This window comes from uncultured Cellulomonas sp. (assembly GCF_963527515.1).
GTDB lineage: Bacteria > Actinomycetota > Actinomycetes > Actinomycetales > Cellulomonadaceae > Cellulomonas.
In genome coordinates this window covers 14,843-32,619 of the sequence record NZ_CAURTV010000007.1, presented here as the reverse complement: position 1 = coordinate 32,619, position 17,777 = coordinate 14,843, and the positions used below count along the sequence as shown (strand labels likewise).

The 17,777-nt window shown below is 73.2% G+C and carries 16 protein-coding genes; 4 read left to right on the top strand and 12 right to left on the bottom strand.

All coding sequences use genetic code 11. The features are described from left to right. Positions 1-7: 7 nt before the first annotated feature. Complete coding sequence (locus RYN42_RS03625) at positions 8-457, top strand: GatB/YqeY domain-containing protein (protein ID WP_315093801.1); 450 nt, start codon at positions 8-10, stop codon at positions 455-457. On the opposite strand, the gene RYN42_RS03620 is transcribed toward RYN42_RS03625, so the two are convergent. The 6 genes from RYN42_RS03620 to map all read right to left on the bottom strand — a co-directional run bounded on the left by RYN42_RS03620 (position 450) and on the right by map (position 4,594). Then, the gene (locus RYN42_RS03620) at positions 450-1,334 is read right to left on the bottom strand and encodes a hypothetical protein (RefSeq protein WP_315093799.1); all 885 of its coding nucleotides are present in this window, start codon (positions 1,332-1,334) and stop codon (positions 450-452) included. The genes RYN42_RS03625 and RYN42_RS03620 overlap by 8 nt on opposite strands. 81 nt (positions 1,335-1,415) lie before the next feature. Beyond that, positions 1,416-1,826 (bottom strand): VOC family protein, encoded by a 411-nt coding sequence (locus RYN42_RS03615; RefSeq protein WP_315093797.1) that lies wholly within the window; start codon positions 1,824-1,826, stop codon positions 1,416-1,418. Positions 1,827-1,865: 39 nt separating this feature from the next. After that, entirely contained in the window at positions 1,866-2,174 is a 309-nt protein-coding gene (locus tag RYN42_RS03610; protein WP_315093795.1) for a DUF6191 domain-containing protein, read from the bottom strand. After that, positions 2,171-2,872 (bottom strand): MBL fold metallo-hydrolase, encoded by a 702-nt coding sequence (locus RYN42_RS03605; protein ID WP_315093794.1) that lies wholly within the window; start codon positions 2,870-2,872, stop codon positions 2,171-2,173. The genes RYN42_RS03610 and RYN42_RS03605 overlap by 4 nt, the downstream gene beginning before the upstream one ends. Positions 2,873-2,948: 76 nt before the next feature. Then, positions 2,949-3,725, bottom strand: coding sequence for a polyphosphate--glucose phosphotransferase (gene ppgK / locus RYN42_RS03600; protein WP_315093792.1), 777 nt, complete (start codon positions 3,723-3,725; stop codon positions 2,949-2,951). Next, on the bottom strand, positions 3,722-4,594 hold the full coding sequence (map, locus tag RYN42_RS03595) for a type I methionyl aminopeptidase (RefSeq protein WP_399552386.1): 873 nt from the start codon (positions 4,592-4,594) through the stop codon (positions 3,722-3,724). Before map ends, ppgK begins: the two co-directional genes overlap by 4 nt. A gap of 79 nt (positions 4,595-4,673) precedes the next feature. Here map and RYN42_RS03590 point away from each other — a divergent pair, with 79 nt between their 5' ends. After that, positions 4,674-4,844, top strand: coding sequence for an SPOR domain-containing protein (locus tag RYN42_RS03590; RefSeq protein ID WP_315093791.1), 171 nt, complete (start codon positions 4,674-4,676; stop codon positions 4,842-4,844). Positions 4,845-4,848: 4 nt separating this feature from the next. Here the strand turns inward: RYN42_RS03590 and RYN42_RS03585 are convergent, their stop codons facing one another. Genes RYN42_RS03585 through RYN42_RS03575 form a run of 3 tightly spaced genes read right to left on the bottom strand, consistent with a single transcriptional unit; the run spans position 4,849 to position 8,338 of the window. Continuing rightward, positions 4,849-5,820 carry an endonuclease/exonuclease/phosphatase family protein gene (locus RYN42_RS03585; protein ID WP_315093789.1) on the bottom strand — a complete coding sequence of 324 codons (972 nt, stop codon included), beginning with the start codon at positions 5,818-5,820 and terminating at the stop codon, positions 4,849-4,851. Continuing rightward, entirely contained in the window at positions 5,817-6,626 is an 810-nt protein-coding gene (panB, locus tag RYN42_RS03580) for a 3-methyl-2-oxobutanoate hydroxymethyltransferase (RefSeq protein WP_315093787.1), read from the bottom strand. The genes RYN42_RS03585 and panB overlap by 4 nt, the downstream gene beginning before the upstream one ends. A 23-nt stretch (positions 6,627-6,649) precedes the next feature. After that, positions 6,650-8,338 (bottom strand): NAD+ synthase, encoded by a 1,689-nt coding sequence (locus RYN42_RS03575; RefSeq protein ID WP_315093784.1) that lies wholly within the window; start codon positions 8,336-8,338, stop codon positions 6,650-6,652. A gap of 80 nt (positions 8,339-8,418) precedes the next feature. Here RYN42_RS03575 and glnA point away from each other — a divergent pair, with 80 nt between their 5' ends. Then, complete coding sequence (glnA, locus tag RYN42_RS03570) at positions 8,419-9,756, top strand: type I glutamate--ammonia ligase (protein WP_315093782.1); 1,338 nt, start codon at positions 8,419-8,421, stop codon at positions 9,754-9,756. Continuing rightward, complete coding sequence (locus RYN42_RS03565) at positions 9,753-12,791, top strand: bifunctional [glutamine synthetase] adenylyltransferase/[glutamine synthetase]-adenylyl-L-tyrosine phosphorylase (RefSeq protein ID WP_315093780.1); 3,039 nt, start codon at positions 9,753-9,755, stop codon at positions 12,789-12,791. The genes glnA and RYN42_RS03565 overlap by 4 nt, the downstream gene beginning before the upstream one ends. On the opposite strand, the gene RYN42_RS03560 is transcribed toward RYN42_RS03565, so the two are convergent. The 3 genes from RYN42_RS03560 to RYN42_RS03550 form a co-directional block, all read right to left on the bottom strand. Further along, the gene (locus RYN42_RS03560) at positions 12,782-13,987 is read right to left on the bottom strand and encodes an AI-2E family transporter (RefSeq protein ID WP_315093778.1); all 1,206 of its coding nucleotides are present in this window, start codon (positions 13,985-13,987) and stop codon (positions 12,782-12,784) included. The two genes, RYN42_RS03565 and RYN42_RS03560, sit on opposite strands and share 10 nt — an antisense overlap. A gap of 67 nt (positions 13,988-14,054) precedes the next feature. Further along, entirely contained in the window at positions 14,055-15,605 is a 1,551-nt protein-coding gene (locus RYN42_RS03555; protein ID WP_315093776.1) for a DUF4173 domain-containing protein, read from the bottom strand. A gap of 122 nt (positions 15,606-15,727) precedes the next feature. Next, entirely contained in the window at positions 15,728-17,710 is a 1,983-nt protein-coding gene (locus RYN42_RS03550; RefSeq protein WP_315093775.1) for a chitinase N-terminal domain-containing protein, read from the bottom strand. Positions 17,711-17,777: the final 67 nt, after the last annotated feature.

Sequence of the window (17,777 nt, the reverse complement as noted above, 5' to 3'; positions counted from 1 at the left end):
GGCTCCCATGAGCACCCTCGACCAGCTGACGTCCGACCTGACCACCGCCATGAAGGCCCGCGACACCCAGCGGACGGGCATCCTGCGCCAGATCATCGGCGCCGTCCGGTTCGAGGCCAAGGCGGGGAGCGTCGAGAAGGAGCTGACCGACGACGAGGTGCTCAAGATCCTCGCGCGCGAGGTGAAGAAGCGCCGGGACTCGGCCCAGATCTACACCGACGCGAACGCCCCGGAGCGCGCGGCCACGGAGACCGCCGAGGCGGATCTCATCGAGACCTACCTGCCCGCGCAGCTCTCGGACGAGGAGCTGCAGGCGCTGGTGAGCGCGGTGGTCGCGGACGTCGGCGCCACGTCGGTGCGGGACATGGGTGCGGTCATGAAGGAGGCGACGGCGCGTGCCGGTGCGTCGGCGGACGGCAAGAAGCTGTCGACGCTGGTGCGGGCCGCGCTCAGCTGACGGTCGCGTCCAGCCGCTGGTAGGTGCGACCGGGGAGCATCGACGCGACGTCGGACGTCCACGGCAGGGGCGGCTCGGGCATGACGACCAGCCACGAGCCGTCCCGGTCGAAGAACCGCAGGTCGCCGTCGAACGCGTAGGTGTCGCGGACGTGCAGGCCGAGGTCCGTCACCGTGAACGTGAGGTTGAACAGCCACGCGGCAGGGTCCTGGATCTGCGCGTCGCTGTCGAGGTCGCGCGAGGTCCACAGCCGCATCCAGGTCACGCTGCGCGACTCGCGGGCGGGCACCACCAGCGGGTGCCCCGGCAGCAGGTCGAGCTCCCCGCCGGCCGAGTCGAGGATGTCGACCTGGGCGACCCGGTCGGACACGTTCTCGAACCAGAGGGTCAGGGCGGTGCGGAAGGCGTACGTCTGGTCGCGTCCGACCTGCAGCTGGCCCGTCACCGGGCGCCACCTGTCCTGGCCGCCCGCCGTGAGCTGGCAGGACTCGAGGGCGGGCCGACCGGGGGAGCCGGTCCCGTCGGGCAGGGCGCGGGCCACGATCGTCGGTGCGAGGGCGTCGAGGCGCGCCTCCTCGAGCATCCGCCGGATCCGGTCGGTCTCCAACCGCTGCCGCTCGGCGTCGACGCGCGCGTTCTGGGCCTCCTGGCGCGCGAGCCCGAGGGCCTCCTGCGCGATGGCGACCTGCTCCTCGAACGCCTTCGCCTGCGTGATGGTGGCGTCGGCCTGGCGGGTGGTCCGTCGGGCCGCCTTGCCGGCGAGGACCCATGCTCCGAGGGCGGCGAGCAACGTCAGCACGGAGACGGCCAGGGGCACCCACTGCTCCCAGTCCTGCCACGCGACGTCGCCCAGGACCGGAAGTTCGGCGCTGACCATCCCTGGAACCTACCGACAACTGCTGCCCGATTCGTCCGATTCGGAGGACGACGCGCCGCAGTCACCCGTGCGGGGGAGCGCTCAGGCGCCGGTCCCCTCGGCCGCGACCGCCGCCGCCAGCTGGTCCGGCGTGCTGCGGAGCAGGCAGAACTCGTTGCCCTCCGGGTCCGCCAGCACGTGCCACGGGACGTCGCCCTGGCCGATGTCCACCCGCGTGGCCCCCAGGGCGAGCAGCCGCTCGAGCTCGGTGGCCTGGTCGGAGCCGTTGGGTGGGCGCAGGTCCACGTGCAGCCGGTTCTTCACCGTCTTGACGTCCGGGACCTTCAGGAAGAGCCAGCTGGTCGCCGCTCCGTCGGGCGGTTGGATCTCAATCTCGTCGTCGTCGTCCGCCGGTTCCCAGGCGTACGACCAGTCGAGGACCTCCCGCCACCAGCGGGCGAGGGCGTGCGGGTCGGCGGAGTCGATCGTCAGCTGCGAGACCACAGGTGCCATGCCCGGCAGGCTAGAGGGCGCCACTGACATCCGCGACGGCTACTCCCGTGGCGGTCCGGGGTCGAGGTGCGCGACGCCGGAGTCGAGGTCGAGCCGGCCGGCGGCGTCCCCGGTCTGCGTGATGTCGAGCCGCTGACGGTCCTGCTCCGTCGTGAGGTACTCGTGGTTCGGCTGGAACACGTCGACCAGCGCCCCGAACGCGCCGCTGCCCGTCCGCCCGCCGACGGTCCGGCGCTCGCGTGGTCGACGCCGGTCGAACCAGCCGCGGGCCACCATCCGGTCGGCCGCGACGAGCACGAGGACGAGGGCGACGACGGCCCCGGCGATCAGCCACTCCACGCTGCTCATCGTCCCACCGCCGCCCGCTGCTCGGCGTGGGCGGCGGCTGTCCAGGGCAGGGCGAGCCGGTCGTCGGCCGTCTCGGCGCCCGCGACGAGAGCGGCCAGGTAAGCGCGGTCGGCCCCGAGCCGCCTGGCGATCTCGTCGCGACCCCCGACCCTGCCGTGCCCGGGCACGACGACGTCCGCCTGCGCGGCCTCGAGGAGCGCGAGCGCGTCGAGGTAGTCACCGACGGGGTCGTCGGCGGAGAGGTCGAGCAGCGGGATCTCCACGTCGGAGAGCATGTCGCCCGCGACGAGCACCCCGTGCTCGGGCAGGACGAGGGCCGAGTGCGGCCGAGCGTGGGCGGCGTGGCTCAGGACTCGGACGGACGGGCCGGCCCAGTCGAGGACGCCTGAGGACCGGGCGGGGTATGCGACGGCGGGAGCGGCGATCGGCGCCGCCGGCTCACCGGAACGCGCGAGCTCCGGGTCGGCGTCCCGCTCCGCGGCGAGCGTCTCGCGGTCCGTGGCCGACGGACCCGACGACCAGCGCGGCAGAGGGGTCAGACCGCTCCCGTCCAGGGTGTGGTCCCAGTGCGCGTGCGTCGACCAGACGGCCACGGGCGTCCAGCCGCGGTGCCGCACGGCCGCGGCGAGCCCGTCGACCTCGGGGGCGGTCACAGCCGGGTCGATCACGAGGCACGTGCCGTCCGCGGCGACGACCACCGTCGACGTCGTCGTGTAGACGGCGCTCGTCGCGACGTGGACCCCGGGCGCGACCTCGACCAGCGAGCGCGGGCTGTCAGCCGTGGGCGGCCGCCGCCAGTGCCGCCGCGCCGACGATGCCCGCCGCGTTGCGCAGCTCGGCCGGCACGATCTTGGTGCGCAGGTCGAGCAGCGGCAGGAAGTTCGCGTGGTGCTTGCTCACGCCACCGCCGACCACGATGAGGTCGGGCCAGAACAGGTTCTCCACGACGGTGAAGTACCGCTGCAGCCGCTCGGCCCACTGCGTCCAGTCCAGTCCCTCACGGTCGCGGACGCTCTCGGCCGCGCGCGACTCGGCGTCGTGCCCGTCGATCTCGAGGTGCCCGAGCTCGGTGTTGGGCACGAGGTGCCCGTCGACGATGAGCGCCGAGCCGATGCCGGTGCCGAGGGTCACGATGAGGACGACGCCGTCGACGCCCTTGGCCGCGCCGTAGAGGACCTCGGCGTACCCGGCCGCGTCGGCGTCGTTGACGGCGAGCACCCGGCGTCCCGTTGCACCGTGCACCGCCTTCTCGACGTCAGTGCCGATCCACGACTTGTCGACGTTCGCGGCGGACTGCGCGACGCCGTGCAGGATCACCGCGGGGAACGTGACCCCGATCGGCACGTCCTTGGCCAGGTCGAACGAGTCGACGACCTTGGCCACGGTGGCGGCGACGGCCTCGGGCGTGGACGGCTGCGGCGTGGGGATGCGCAGCCGGTCGGCGGCGAACTCACCGTCGGCCAGCGACACGGGGGCGCCCTTGATCCCGCTGCCGCCGATGTCGATGCCGAACGCCGTCCGGGGGTTCTTCTTGTGCTTGTGGTCGCTCATGGCAGGGTCAGGATCTCCGCTCCGTTGTCGGTGACCAGCAGGGTGTGCTCGAACTGCGCACTGCGGCGACCGTCGGCGGTCAGCACCGTCCAGTCGTCGTCCCACATGATCCAGTCGGGTGTGCCGAGGTTGAGCATGGGCTCGATGGTGAACACCATGCCCGGTTCGATGAGCGTGTCGTGAGCAGGTGCCGCGTCGTAGTGGGGGACCACGAGCCCGGTGTGGAACGCCGGGCCGACGCCGTGCCCGGTGTAGTCGCGCACGACGCCGTACCCGAAGCGTGCCGCGTACTTCTCGATCACCCGGCCGACGACGTTGATCTCGCGCCCGGGCACGACGGCCTTGATGGCCCGGGCCAGCGCCTCCTGCGTGCGCTCGACGAGCAGCCGGGACTTCTCGTCGACGTCCCCCGCGAGGAACGTCGCGTTGTTGTCGCCGTGCACGCCGCCGATGTACGCGGTGACGTCGATGTTCACGATGTCGCCGTCCTCGATGACCGTCGAGTCGGGGATGCCGTGGCAGATCACCTCGTTGACCGACGTGCACAGCGACTTGGGGAAGCCCCGGTAGCCCAGCGTCGAGGGGTAGGCGCCGTGCTCGACCAGGAACTCGTGGCCGATCGCGTCGAGCTCGTCGGTGGTGATGCCCGGGGCGACGTGGCTCCCCACCAGCTGCAGCGCCTGGGCGGCGAGGCGGGCGGCGACACGGACGCGCTCGATCATCTCGGGCTCCAGCACGTCGCTTCCCGACCAGCGGGCCGGACCGGGCCGGCCGACGTACTCCGGACGGGCGATGCCGGCGGGGACCGCCCGGCGCGGGCTCAGGGTGCCCGGGACCAGGGCGGATCGTGGCGCGTGGACGGGCGACATACCTGGCAGTCTACGGACAGGAGGGCGACGGAGCCGGTCAGGGCCGGTGCCGAGGACGCCCCGGCGAAGGGAGAGCACCATGGCGGAGAAGTTCTGGTTCAACATCGAGACCCACGAGGTCGAGGAGGGCCGGCACAGCGACTGGACCAAGCTCATGGGCCCGTACGAGACCCGCGACGAGGCGACGAGCGCGCTGGAGAAGGCCCGGCGCCGCAACGAGGACTGGGAGCGTCAGGACGAGCAGTCCTGACCGGTCAGCGGCGCGCGAGCGTCGCCAGGACCGGCCGGTGGTCGCTGCCACCGGTGCGCGGCAGCACCTGGAACGCCACGACCCGCCAGGCGCGGCCGTCGACGAGCACGTGGTCGATCGGTGCGGCGAGCAGTGCCGGGACGTCTGACGGCCAGGTGCCCAGCGCCGCGGCGCCGGCGGCCCGGGCGGCGTCGACGCACGGGCCGAGCTCCCGCAGGCCCGGGTGGTCGAGGGTCGCGTTGAGGTCGCCCGCCACGATCGCCCCCGGGGTCTCGGCACACGTCGTCGCCACCAGCCGGGTCTCGGTGCGCCACGGTGGCATCGCCCGGCGGCTGACGGGTGCCATCGGGTGGGCGGCGACGATCACCGGTGAGGTGAGCGGGTCCTCGGGGTCCGCGCGGAGCGACCCCAGGCGTGTCGGCAGTGGCTCGGCGATCGGGTAGGTGCCGACGTGGCCGGCCACCAGCAGCGCGGTGCCGGCGATGAACGAGGTGTTCCCCTCGGCGGCGAGCAGCTGCATGGGCGACCCCGCGGCGGCGAGCCGTTTGGCAGTCATCCGGGCGGTGTAGCCGGAGGTCTCGGGCAGGACCACCACGTCCGCGCCGTGCTCGAGCGCCAGTGCGGCGAGCAGCCCGGCGTCGACCGTGTCCAGCGTGTTGAAGGAGAGCACGACCAGCTGGTCGCCGGAGTCCGGCGCGGACGTGTGCTGCGGCACCGATCGCGTGACCAGGACCGCGCCCTGCGCGAGGGCGCCGACCGCCAGCGCGACCGTCACGGGCAGCAGGCGCCGTCGCGTCACCGGGACGGCGAGCAACAACGTCGCGAGGGCCGCCGCGCCGAGGCCGAGGACCGCGCGGAACGACACGAGCTGGGCGACGACGTAGGCGCCGGACGCGACGGGTACCGCCAGCGCGACGAGCACGACGACGACCGCGACCGCGACGGTCCAGACGAGGACCCGGGCCGCCGTGGTCACGCGTCGAACTGGTGGTCCGCGTCCGGGAACGTGCCGGAGCGGACCTCGTCGGCGTAGGCCGTGGCGGCCGCCTGCAGCGCCGCGCCGACCTCACCGAACCGCTTGGCGAACCGCGGTGACCAGTCGGTCATGCCGGCCATGTCCACCCAGACCAGCACCTGCCCGTCGCACTGCGTCCCGGCCCCGATGCCGATGGTCGGGATCTGCAGGATCTCGGTGACCCGCGCCGCCACCGGCGCCGGCACCATCTCGAGGACGACCGCGACGGCACCCGCCTCGGCGATCGCCACGGCGTCCTCGCACAGCTGCTCGGCGGCGAGGTCTCCGCGACCCTGCACGCGCGGGCCGCCGAGCAGGTTCTCCGACTGCGGCGTGTAGCCGAGGTGGGCGACCACCGGGATACCGGCGTCGGTGAGCGCCCTGATCTGCGGGACGACGCGCTTGCCGCCCTCGAACTTCACGGCGGCGACGCCGGTCTCCTTCATCATCCGCACCGCGGTCTCGAGCGCCTGCGCGGGGCCGGCCTCGTACGACCCGAAGGGCAGGTCGGCGACGACGAAGGCGCGCCGGGCCGCGCGGGCCACCGCGCGCGCGGGAGGGATCAGGTCGTCCACCGTCACCGGCAGGGTCGTGGTGTGCCCGTGCATCGTGTTCCCGATCGAGTCTCCGACCAGCAGCATGTCGATGCCCGCCTCGTCGAAGATCCGCGCGGTGACGGCGTCGTAGGCCGTGAGCATGGTCAGCTTCGAGCCTCGCTCCTTGGCCTCGCGCAGGTGGTGCACGCGCACGCGCTTCGGGGTCGTCATTCGTGGAGCTCCTGTCGGGGTGGTCACGGCTCGCGCCAGCGGGTGGTGATCGGGAGTCGACGGTCGCGGCCGAACGCCAGCGCGGTCACCTTGGTGCCCGGCGGGTACTGCCGGCGCTTCCACTCGGCGCGGTCGACCAAAGCAAGGACCTTGTCGACGACGGCGGGGTCGAACCCGCGGGCCAGCAGCTCCGCCCGGCCCTCGGCGTGCTCGACGTAGGCGTCGAGCACCTCGTCGAGCAGGTCGTACGGCGGGAGCGAGTCCTGGTCGACCTGGCCCGGACGGAGCTCCGCCGACGGCGGCTTGGTGATGGACGACTCGGGGATCGGCGGGATCTCGCCCGGTCCGAAGACGCCGTCGATCGCGGCGTTGTTGCGCCAGCGGGCGAGTGCCCAGACGCGCGACTTGTCGACGTCCTTGATCGGGGCGAAGCCGCCGATGCTGCCGGCGTCGTAGATCGTCGTGTACCCGACCGCGAGCTCGGTCTTGTTGCCCGGCGCGATCACCAGGTGGCCCTCGCGGTTCGAGATCGCCATGAGGATGACGCCGCGGACGCGGGCCTGCAGGTTCTCCGCGGCCACGCCCTCGACCGGTATCTCCGCCTCGAACGCGTCGACCATCGCCTTGATCGGCTGGACCCTGTAGTCGGCGCCGATCCGCTTGGCCAGGTCCTGGGCGTCGTCCTTGCTGTGGTCCGACGAGTGCACCGACGGCATCGAGACGCCGACCACGTTCTCGCCGCCGAGCGCGTCCGCGGCGATGGTCGCCACCAGCGCCGAGTCGATGCCACCGGACATGCCGAGGACGACCGAACGGAACCCGTTCTTGGTCACGTAGCCGTGCAGGCCCATGACGAGCGCGCGGTAGACCTCCTCGTCGGGCGCGAGCGGCGGTGCCACCGTGCCCCGGGCGGGGGCGTCGTCGTCCCCGAGCAGGTCCCACACCAGCAGGTGCTCCACGAACTGGGGGGCCCGCGCCAGCACGGTGCCGTCGGTCGCGATGACGAACGAGCCGCCGTCGAACACGAGGTCGTCCTGCCCGCCGACGAGGTTGACGTACGCCACCGGCGCCTCGACCTCGTGCGCCCGGCGGGCGGCCAGCTCGACGCGCTGGTGGCCCTTGCCCTCCTCGTACGGCGACGCGTTGAGCACCACCAGCAGCGAGACCTCGTTCTCGTCCATCTGCGAGACGGGTCCGCCGTCCTGCCAGATGTCCTCGCAGATCACGACGCCCACCCGGCGGCCCAGCACGTCGATCACGCACACGTCGTCGCCGGCCGCGAAGATCCGGTACTCGTCGAAGACGCCGTAGTTGGGAAGGTGGTGCTTGTCGTAGCGCACCTGCACCTGGCCGTGCTGCAGGAGCACCGCCTGGTTGGTGGGGCGCCGCGGACCCTCGGGCGCGCCGGGCTCGTGCACCGGCGTCACCAGCTTCTCCCCGACCGTGCCCACGAGCACCGCGAGGTCACCCAGGCCCTCGTCGGCCAGCGCGGCGGCCGTGCGCTGCAGCGCCGCCTCGGCACCGCGGCGGAACGACGCCCGCAGCGCGAGGTCCTCGATGGGGTAGCCGGTCAGGGTCATCTCGGGGAAGACGACCAGGTGAGCGCCGGCCTGGGCGGCTGTCCGGGCCCAGTCGAGGACAGTCTGCGCGTTGGCGTCGACGTCCCCCACGCGCGTGTCGATCTGCGCGAGGGCGATGCGGGGGGAGGGCATGTGCCGAGCGTAACCATCTCGCGCGACGCGCTCCGGACGGTGCGCCTGCGCCGGGCCGTTCATCAGGCAGGATGTACCGCATGGACAGGCAGCAGGAGTTCGTGCTCCGCACGGTCGAGGAGCGGGACATCCGCTTCATCCGTCTCTGGTTCACCGACGTGCTCGGGATCCTGAAGTCGGTGGCGGTAGCCCCCGCCGAGCTCGAGGCTGCCTTCTCGGAGGGGATCGGCTTCGACGGCAGCGCGATCGAGGGGCTGACCCGGGTGTACGAGGCGGACATGATCGCCAAGCCCGACCCGTCGACGTTCCAGATCCTGCCGTGGCGGGGCGAGCGGCACGGGACCGCCCGCATGTTCTGCGACCTGCTGACCCCGGACGGCGAGCCGTCGCTCGCGGACTCCCGCACGGTGCTCAAGCGGGCGCTCTCGAAGGCGGCGGACAAGGGCTTCACGTTCTACACGCACCCCGAGGTCGAGTTCTACTTGTTCGACGCCCCGGCGGACCCCATGCTGCCGCTGGTCCCCGTGGACCAGGGCGGTTACTTCGACCACGTCCCGCGCGGCACCGCCCACGACTTCCGGCGCGCCGCCATCACCATGCTCGAGTCCATGGGCATCTCGGTGGAGTTCTCCCACCACGAGGCCGGGCCGGGCCAGAACGAGATCGACCTGCGCTACGCCGACGCGCTGACCACCGCGGACAACATCATGACGTTCCGCACCGTGGTCAAGGAGGTCGCGCTCGAGCAGGGCGTCTTCGCCAGCTTCATGCCCAAGCCGCTCGCCGACCAGCCGGGCTCCGGCATGCACACGCACCTGTCCCTGTTCCAGGGCGACCGCAACGCGTTCCACGAGGCCGGCGGCCACCTGGAGCTGTCCAAGACGGCCCGGTCGTTCATCGCGGGCCTGCTGCGCCACGCGGCCGAGATCACCGCGGTCACCAACCAGTTCGTGAACTCCTACAAGCGGCTCTGGGGCGGGGCCGAGGCGCCGAGCTACATCTGCTGGGGCCACAACAACCGGTCCGCGCTGGTGCGGGTGCCCATGTACAAGCCGGGCAAGGGCAACTCGAGCCGCATCGAGTACCGCGCGGTCGACTCGGCCACCAACCCGTACCTCGCGTACGCGCTGCTGCTCACCGCCGGCCTCAAGGGCGTCGAGGAGGGCTACGAGCTGCCCGAGGGCGCCGAGGACGACGTGTGGGAGCTCACCGACGCCGAGCGCCGCGCGCTGGGCATCGAGCCCCTGCCGACGTCGCTCGACGCCGCGATCTCGATCATGGAGAAGTCCGAGCTCGTGGCGGAGACGCTGGGCGAGCACGTCTTCGACTACTTCCTGCGCAACAAGCGCCAGGAGTGGGAGGAGTACCGCTCGCAGGTCACGCCGTACGAGCTGCGGCGGTTCCTGCCGGTCCTGTGAGCTCGCCCGACGCCCGCGGGGCGACGCTCGCCGGTCGGCTCACCAGGGCCGGGGTGTCGGACGCGGTGCGTGCCGAGCGGCTGCTCGCGGACGCTGCGCTGCGCCGTGTCCTGGAGTCGCCGGCGGACGTGCTCATCGGGCCGCTGGCGGACGTCGCGGACCCGGACCAGGCGCTGCTGGCGCTGGCCAAGCTGGCCGGAGCCGTGGTCGGCGACCCCGACCTGCACGCCGTGCTCACCGGCATCCTCCAGGAGGACGGGCCCGGCCGGTCACGGCTGCTCGCCGTGGTCGGCGCCTCGGTCGCCCTCGGCGACACGCTCGTGGCTCACCCGGAGACCCTGCGTGTCCTGCTCGACGACACCCTGGGCACGGGCGTGCCGGTGGGCGCCGTCCGCGCCGAGCTCCTCGACGCCGTCGGTGCCGACCCCGACGCGGACGTGCCCGTGGCCACGGTCGGCGGTCAGGCGGGGGTCGACGCGATGCGCCTGGCCTACCGGACCCGGCTGCTGCGCATCGCGGCGACCGACCTGACCTGCACGGACCCGCTGAGCCGCCTGCCGGGTGTCGCCGCCGCGCTGGCCGACCTCGCGGGTGCTGCCCTGGAGTCCGCGCTCGCGCTCGCCCGCGCCGACCTTGACGACCACGGCCGGGGCGTGCGGCTGGCGGTCATCGGCATGGGCAAGGGCGGCGGCCGCGAGCTCAACTACGTGAGCGACGTCGACGTCATCTACGTCGCCGAGCCCGTGGACGGGGTCGACGAGGCCGAGGCGCTCGCCGCGGCGTCCCGCCTGGCCGCCGGTCTGGCGAGGGCCTGCTCCGCTCCGTCGGCCGAGCCCGCGCTCTGGCCGGTCGACGCCGCGTTGCGCCCCGAGGGCAAGGACGGCCCGCTGGTCCGCACGATCGCCAGCCACAAGGCGTACTACGAGCGCTGGGCCAAGACGTGGGAGTTCCAGGCCCTGCTCAAGGCGCGTCCGCTGGCGGGGGACCAGGCGCTGGGCCGCGAGTACGTCGAGATGACGCAGCCCTTCGTGTGGAGCGCCGTCACGCGCGAGCACTTCGTGGAGGACTCGCAGGCCATGCGCCGACGGGTGGAGAGCCACGTCCCCGCGGCGGAGGCCGACCGCCAGCTCAAGCTCGGTGTCGGTGGGCTGCGCGACGTCGAGTTCACGGTGCAGCTGCTGCAGCTGGTGCACGGCCGGGCCGACGAGTCGATCCGCAGCCCCAGCACGCTGACCGCGCTGGCCGCGCTGGCCGCCGGGGGATACGTGGGCCGGTCGCACGCCGCTCAGCTGGCCGTCTGCTACCGGCTGCTGCGCGTCCTCGAGCACCGGATCCAGCTCCACCGGCTGCGCCGTACGCACCTCATGCCGACCGCCGAGCCCGACCTGCGCAGGCTGGCACGCTCCGTCGGCATGCGTGCCGAGGGCGCCGACGGGCTGCTGGAACGCTGGCGCTCGACGCGCCGAGAGGTCCGTGGCCTGCACGAGGAGCTGTTCTACCGGCCGCTCCTGCCGGCGACGGCCCAGCTGTCCACGGCCGAGGCCAGCCTCGCTCCCGAGGCCGCCAAGGCGCGGCTCGCCGCCATCGGCTACACCGACCCGGCCGGCTCGATGCGACACATCGCCGCGCTCACGGAGGGGGTCTCCCGGCGTGCGGCGATCCAGCGCCAGCTGCTGCCCGTGATGCTCGGGTGGTTCGCGGACGGCGCGGACCCGGACGGTGGTCTGCTCGCGTTCCGACGTCTCTCGGACGAGCTGGGCGCCACGCACTGGTACCTCAAGCTGCTGCGCGACTCCGGCACCGCGGCCCGCCGGCTGGCGAGCGTGCTGTCCACCTCCCGCTACGTGGCCGACGCGCTGACCCGGTCCCCGGAGTCGGTCACGTGGCTCGCCGACGACGCCGACCTGGTACCCCGCACCCTCGAGCGGCTGCGCGCGGAGGCGGACTCCATCCTCACGCGGTCGGAGGAGCAGGTCCCGGCCGTGACCGCGCTGCGTGGCCTGCGCCGCCGCGAGCTGGCCCGCACCGCCGCCGCGGACGTGCTCGGTGTGGTCACCGGCCAGCGCGCCTCGCAGAGCCTGAGCGTCGCCGCCGACGTCGTCCTGGCCGGTGGGCTGCGGGTGGCGGAGTGGGTGGTGCGCCGGGAGAAGGGCCTCGACGCCAGCCCGACGCGCCTGCTCGTCGTGGCCATGGGCCGGTGGGGCGGCGGCGAGATGGGGTACGCCTCGGACGCGGACGTCCTGTTCGTCCACGACCCCGTCGACGGAGCGGACCCCGTCGCGGCGCAGGAGTTCGCGCTGCAGGTCACCACCCGACTGCGGTCGCTGCTCGGCACCGTCGGTCCGGAGCCGACGCTGGAGGTCGACGCCGACCTGCGACCGGAGGGGCGCAACGGCCCGCTGGTCCGCTCGTTCGACTCCTACGCCGAGTACTACGAGCGCTGGTCGTCACCGTGGGAGAGCCAGGCCCTGCTGCGCGCCCGGCCGGTGGCCGGCGACGAGGACCTGGGCGAGCGCTTCGTGCGCCTGGTCGACCCGCTGCGCTACCCCGCCGGGGGCGTCGAGCCGGCCGTCGAGCGCGAGGTGCGCCGCATCAAGGCGCGCGTCGAGGCCGAGCGGCTCCCGCGCGGTGTCGAGCCGGCCCGCCACCTCAAGCTCGGTCGCGGGGGGATCTCGGACGTCGAGTGGACGGCTCAGCTCCTGCAGCTCCAGCACGCGCACCGCGTGCCGGGCCTGCGTACGACGGGGACGCTCGCCGCGCTCGACGCGGCCACGGACGCCGGGCTGCTCGACCGCGACGACGCGCGCGTGCTCACCGAGGCGTGGCTGCTGGCCAGCCGGCTGCGGGACGCCAACGTCCTGTGGAGCGGCCGGGGTGGCTCCCACGCCGACGTGCTGCCGCACGACCGGCAGGCGCTCGCGGGGCTGGCGCGCGTGGTCGGCTACCCGGCCGGGTCCGGCGGGGAGCTGGAGCAGGACTACCTGCGGACCGCGCGGCGGTCGCGTGCCGTGGTCGAGCGCGTCTTCTACGGCTGACCCGCCGGCTCGGCCGGCTCGTCGTCGGGCGCGTCGACGGCCGCCCCATCCTCCTTCAGCAGCTCGTCGTCGACCAGCTCGTGCCGGCGCACGTAGGTAGACGAGACCGCCTGGATCGTCGCGGCGACGGGGAGCGCGAGGAACGCGCCGACGGGCCCGAACACCGCACCGAACGCGAGCACGGCGAGGAAGGACACCGCCGGGTTGATCTCGAGGGAGCGCGCGGACACCTTCGGGGCGAAGACCAGGTTCTCGATCTGCTGGTATCCCAGGATGAACGCGAGCACCAGCAGGCCCTTGAGGGGGTCCACGGCGAGCGCGACGGCGATCGGCAGCGCACCACCGATGTACGTGCCGATGGTGGGGACGAACTGCGAGACGACGCCCGTGAACGCGGCGAGCGGGAGCGCGTACGGGATCCCGAGCACCGTCAGGAAGACGAACGTGACGACCGTGGAGAGGGCCGCGAGGACGATCCGGGAGTTGATGAAGTCCGCGACCTTCTCCTGCGAGACCTCCCACAGCCGCAGCACCTCGCGCTGGCGGGCCGGCGCCAGCAGCCGGCAGATGGCCGCCCGGAACCGCGGACCCGAGCTGGCCATGTAGTACACGACCAGCAGCACGGCGCTCGCGGTGAACAGGCCGCCCAGGATCGAGGAGCCGATGCCGAGCACGCCGGGTGCGAGCTCCTGCCAGTTGTTCCCCGCGTTGACCAGCAGCTCGTCGACCTCCGGCAGGGCGAAGCCGAACTGCGAGTCGGCCCACGTCGCCAGCCGTTCGTAGTAGTCCGGCAGCGACTGCGCCAGGTCCACCACCTGCGCGATGAACAGGCCGCCGAACAGCGCGATCACCACGACGACCACGATCACGGACCCGAGCATGACCAGTCCGGTGGCGCGCGTGCGCCGGATGCCGTGCTTGACGAGCCAGCGGATCGACGGCTCCATGGCGAGCGCCAGGAACCACGAGATCACGACGATGAAGATCACGTTGCCGAGCTGGCGCAGCGCGCCCCACGCCAGCACGGCGGCGAACACGGCGAGGACCACCATGACGAGCGCACGGGGGAGCCACAGCGGCGGCTTGCGCGGGTCCGTCGGCGTCAGGAGCACCGATCCGGTGGCGGGTCGTTGCGGCATCGGGTCCCCCGGGCTGGGCAGGCGAGCGGGCTCGCGGTGGGTGGCGTCGGTGGGCACGGTACCGGGTCCGGTGCCGCCCGGTGGGCGACCTGCTCTCGTGTTCCCGGCCCGCCGGCCCGCCGGCCTACCGGTCGGAGGTGCAGGCCGGGTCGGCAGTGACGTCCTGCGATGTGAGCACCTCGGCCGCGCGCTCGCGGCCCAGGTTCCAGTCGGCGAAGCCGGAGCCCGTCGAGGGCACGAACGACCCGAGGAGGCAGGACCGCAGCCGGGGGTCGCCCTCGATCCGGTCGTACGCGGGCACCGCGTCGGCGGACAGCCCCGCGAGGTAGCCGACGTCGAGGGGGGTCGCCAGGTCGGCGGTGGTGTTGTGGCGGACGATCTGCGCGTCGGGGTTCACGAGCGCCAGGCCGAGCAGCGCGACGGCGACCACCTGGACGATGGCCCGAGGGAGCCAGGCGCCGCGCCACCGGACACCGGCCACGATGACCAGCACGAACACGGCGGCCAGGGCGATCTCGACGACCGTGACGAACACCCGCAGCCGCGTGAGCCCGAACGCGTCGACGTACAGGTCCATCCGTCGCAGCGCGGACGCGACGACGCCGAGGGTGCCGAGGCACAGGACGCCGAGGGCGACGCGGGTCAGGAGCCGGTCCCGGGCGGTCTCGCGGGGGGCGCGGCGAGCGGCGACGGCGACGACGACGAGCGTGAGCGCGGTGACCGCGACGAGCTGGGCAAACCCTTCCCGTGCGTACTGCGCGTAGGTGAGCCCGGCCGTCTCCAGCACGTGCCGGTGCCCCCCGAGCAGCGCGCCGACCTGCACCATGACGAACAGGAGCACCATCGCGTCGAGCGCCAGGACCGGCACCAGCCACTCGGCGCGCCTCGCCGGCGTGCCGGGGGAGAGGCGGGCGTCCGACCAGCTCGGCGGCGCGAGCGCGAGGTGCGCGAGGGCGGCTGCGACGACCGCCACCATGGCGCCGACGACCAGCTGCCCCGGGAGCAGGTCGGCCTGGACGCGCGGCATGAGGCTGGCGAACACGCGGTCGGCGCTGGCGAACAGAAGCCCGAACACCAGCAGCAGTCCGACGGTGATCGCGGCGCTGCGCAGCGCGACCACCAGCTGGCCGCGGCGGCTCCCCGCCAGTGTCTCGAACCCCTTGGCCACCCAGGGCAGCGCGCGTGCCGTGCCTGCGGCCCAGGTCAGCGGGGCGATGAGCGCCGCCGGGGCGGAGCGTGCGGAGGTCACCGCGACGACGCCGACCCAGGCGGCCGCCAACGCGCACAGCGCCACCACCCATCCGGCGTCGCGCAGGGCGACGACGGCGAGCAGGGCGACCGACAGCCCGGCGGTGACGAGGTCGTCCAGGTTCCGTCGGCGCACCAGGGCCGGGGCGGCGCCCGCCCAGGCGAGGAGGCCGACCAGTGCCAGGCCGAGCCCCGGGTCATGGCCCACGAGCAGCGCGCCGCCCAGGACGCCGACCGCGCCGCACGCGAGCAACGTGCTGAGCGCGGCAGGGCGCCGACGCTCGGCCCAGAACCCGGCCAGGGCCTGGCCGAGGGGTCCCGGCGACCGGGGGAGGGTGACGGCAACAGCACGGCCCGCCACCCAGGTGGGAGGCGGGCCGGGCACGGCGGGCTGAGTCGGGGGGATCGGTGCTCCGGAGTCGGCCATGAGGCACAGGCTAGACAGCGGCGACCTTGCGCGTGCGGGACTTGACCAGCAGGTCCGGTGCACGTTGTGTGCAGCGCCGTCGCGAGTCTCCACAACTGACGCATGGGCGGTGCACAGCCTCGTCAGCGCCGCACGGTGACCACCCGCTCGGCCGTCGACGTGCTGCCCGCGGCGTTGCTGAGCACCGCCACGAAGACGTACCGGCCCGGCTCGAGTCCGGCGACGACGGTCCGCATGGTCTGCCGCCGAGGCGTCGCCGCGGTCAGGTCCTGCTCGTCGACCAGCTGCCCGTCGCGGTACAGCGCGTAGTGGGTGGCGTTGGTGCCCCACCACAGGGTGCTCGTGACGGTGAACGACCCGTCACCGTCCCGGTTGTCGTCGCTGAGCACCGCGCGGGCCGGCGCGGCGTCGGTGACCACCACGGTGTGCGGTCGCGACGTGCTGGTGCCGTACGGGTTGAGCAGCTCGACCACGTAGGTGTAGCTGCCGTCCGCCCTGCCCGTGACCGGGAACGCGGCGGTCTGGCGCTGGGGCGACGAGCCGGTGAGCCACCGGGAGTCGACGAGCACCCCGTTCTCGTAGAGCCGGGCGACCGTCGCGTTCTGCCCCCACCACAGCGTGGCCGTCACCGTGTAGTCGCCGTCGTGCAGCCCGGTGTCCCACCCGTTGTCGTCGGAGAGCGTCGCGACGCCAGGGCTCGACGAGGCCACCGGCGTGCCGGACCGCAGCACCCCGGCACCGGCCTGCGCCCGCACGATCGCCGGCACCTCCTGCACGGGGTCGAGCGTGTAGTCGTACACGTCGGCCGGCTTCCATCGGGCGGCGTCGGCGAGAGGGACCGGCGCCGTCGCGTTGAACACGGCCACCAGGTCGGTCTCCTGGCGGTTCACGGTGGAGCCGGTCTCGAACAGCTGCGTCCCGCCCCATCGCGTGATGATCCGTGCGGGGTCCACCCCGGGAGCCAGCTCGAACGCGTTGTTCTCCGCGTAGATGCTCGACTCGATGCCGGCGCCCCAGTAGTACTGGAACAGCCCCTCGGTGGTCTGGGTGTACAGGTTGTCGTACAGGTGCACGTCGCCGAACCGCACTCGCGGTGCGCGCTGGCCGATGTCGATCCAGTGGTTGTGGTGCAGGGTCACCCGGTGCTGGCCACGGTCCTGCAGGCGGGAGTCGGAGGACCCGATGAGCTCGGTCTTGTCGTGGTCGACCAGCCGGTTGTAGGAGACGGTCACCAGGTCGGAGCCGTGCGTGAGGTCCAGGAGCCCGTCGTGCACCTCGAACGGCCGGCCGTAGACGGTGGGCAGCGCGCTGTGGGGGTGGGCGCCGTCGTCGAACGTGTTGTGGTCGACCCACACGCTCGTCGACGTCCAGACCGAGACGTTGTCGTACGCGGAGTTCCAGTTGCCGGCGGACGTGTCGGTCGGGTCCCAGACCGGGAAGCAGTCGTAGGCGTCGGCGATCGTCAGGTTCCGCAGGATCACGTTGTGGGCGTCGCGGATCCGCAGGCTCGCGCCGACGATCCGGGCGTCGTCACCCACGCCGACGAGCGTGACGTTCGAGCCGACGTGCTGGAGCGTCTGCGCCGCCTGCACGGCGGCGGCGGCGACGCGGGCGTCCTCGAGCGGGCCGCTCGGCCTCACTCGGCCCCAGGGCCCGGCAGGGTCGAAGTGGGCGATGTAGTCGGCCATCCGGAACGGCCGGCCGCTGTCGGAGACGGTCACCTGGGCGGCGAAGGCGTCGCACGCAGTGGGGTCGAACGCGGTGATGGTGCCGGTCACGTAGACGATGCGGGGGACGACGTTGCGCCGGGCATCGGTCTGGCTGCCGCCGGGTCTGCCGGCGAGGGCGTCGCGCAGCTCCTGCCAGGTGTCCACGACGTACATCTCGGACGGCGCGGCATCGGCCCCGCCGGTGGTCCCGGTGGCGACCGTCGGCCTGCCGTCCGGGACCGTGGGGCCCTCGTACGAGGCCCAGCCGTCACCGAACGGGAGCACCTCCCTGCCCAGGTCCACGGCGGGGGGCGGGGGAGCGGCGTGGGCGGCGCTCGTCGGGAGCAGGAGTGCTCCCGCGGCCAGGGTGACGACGAGGGTGCGACGAGCTCTCATGAGACGTCCTTGTCTCCGACGAAGAGTGAGAAACCGGTTTCCTCACGGTGTCACAGAACACTCGGTA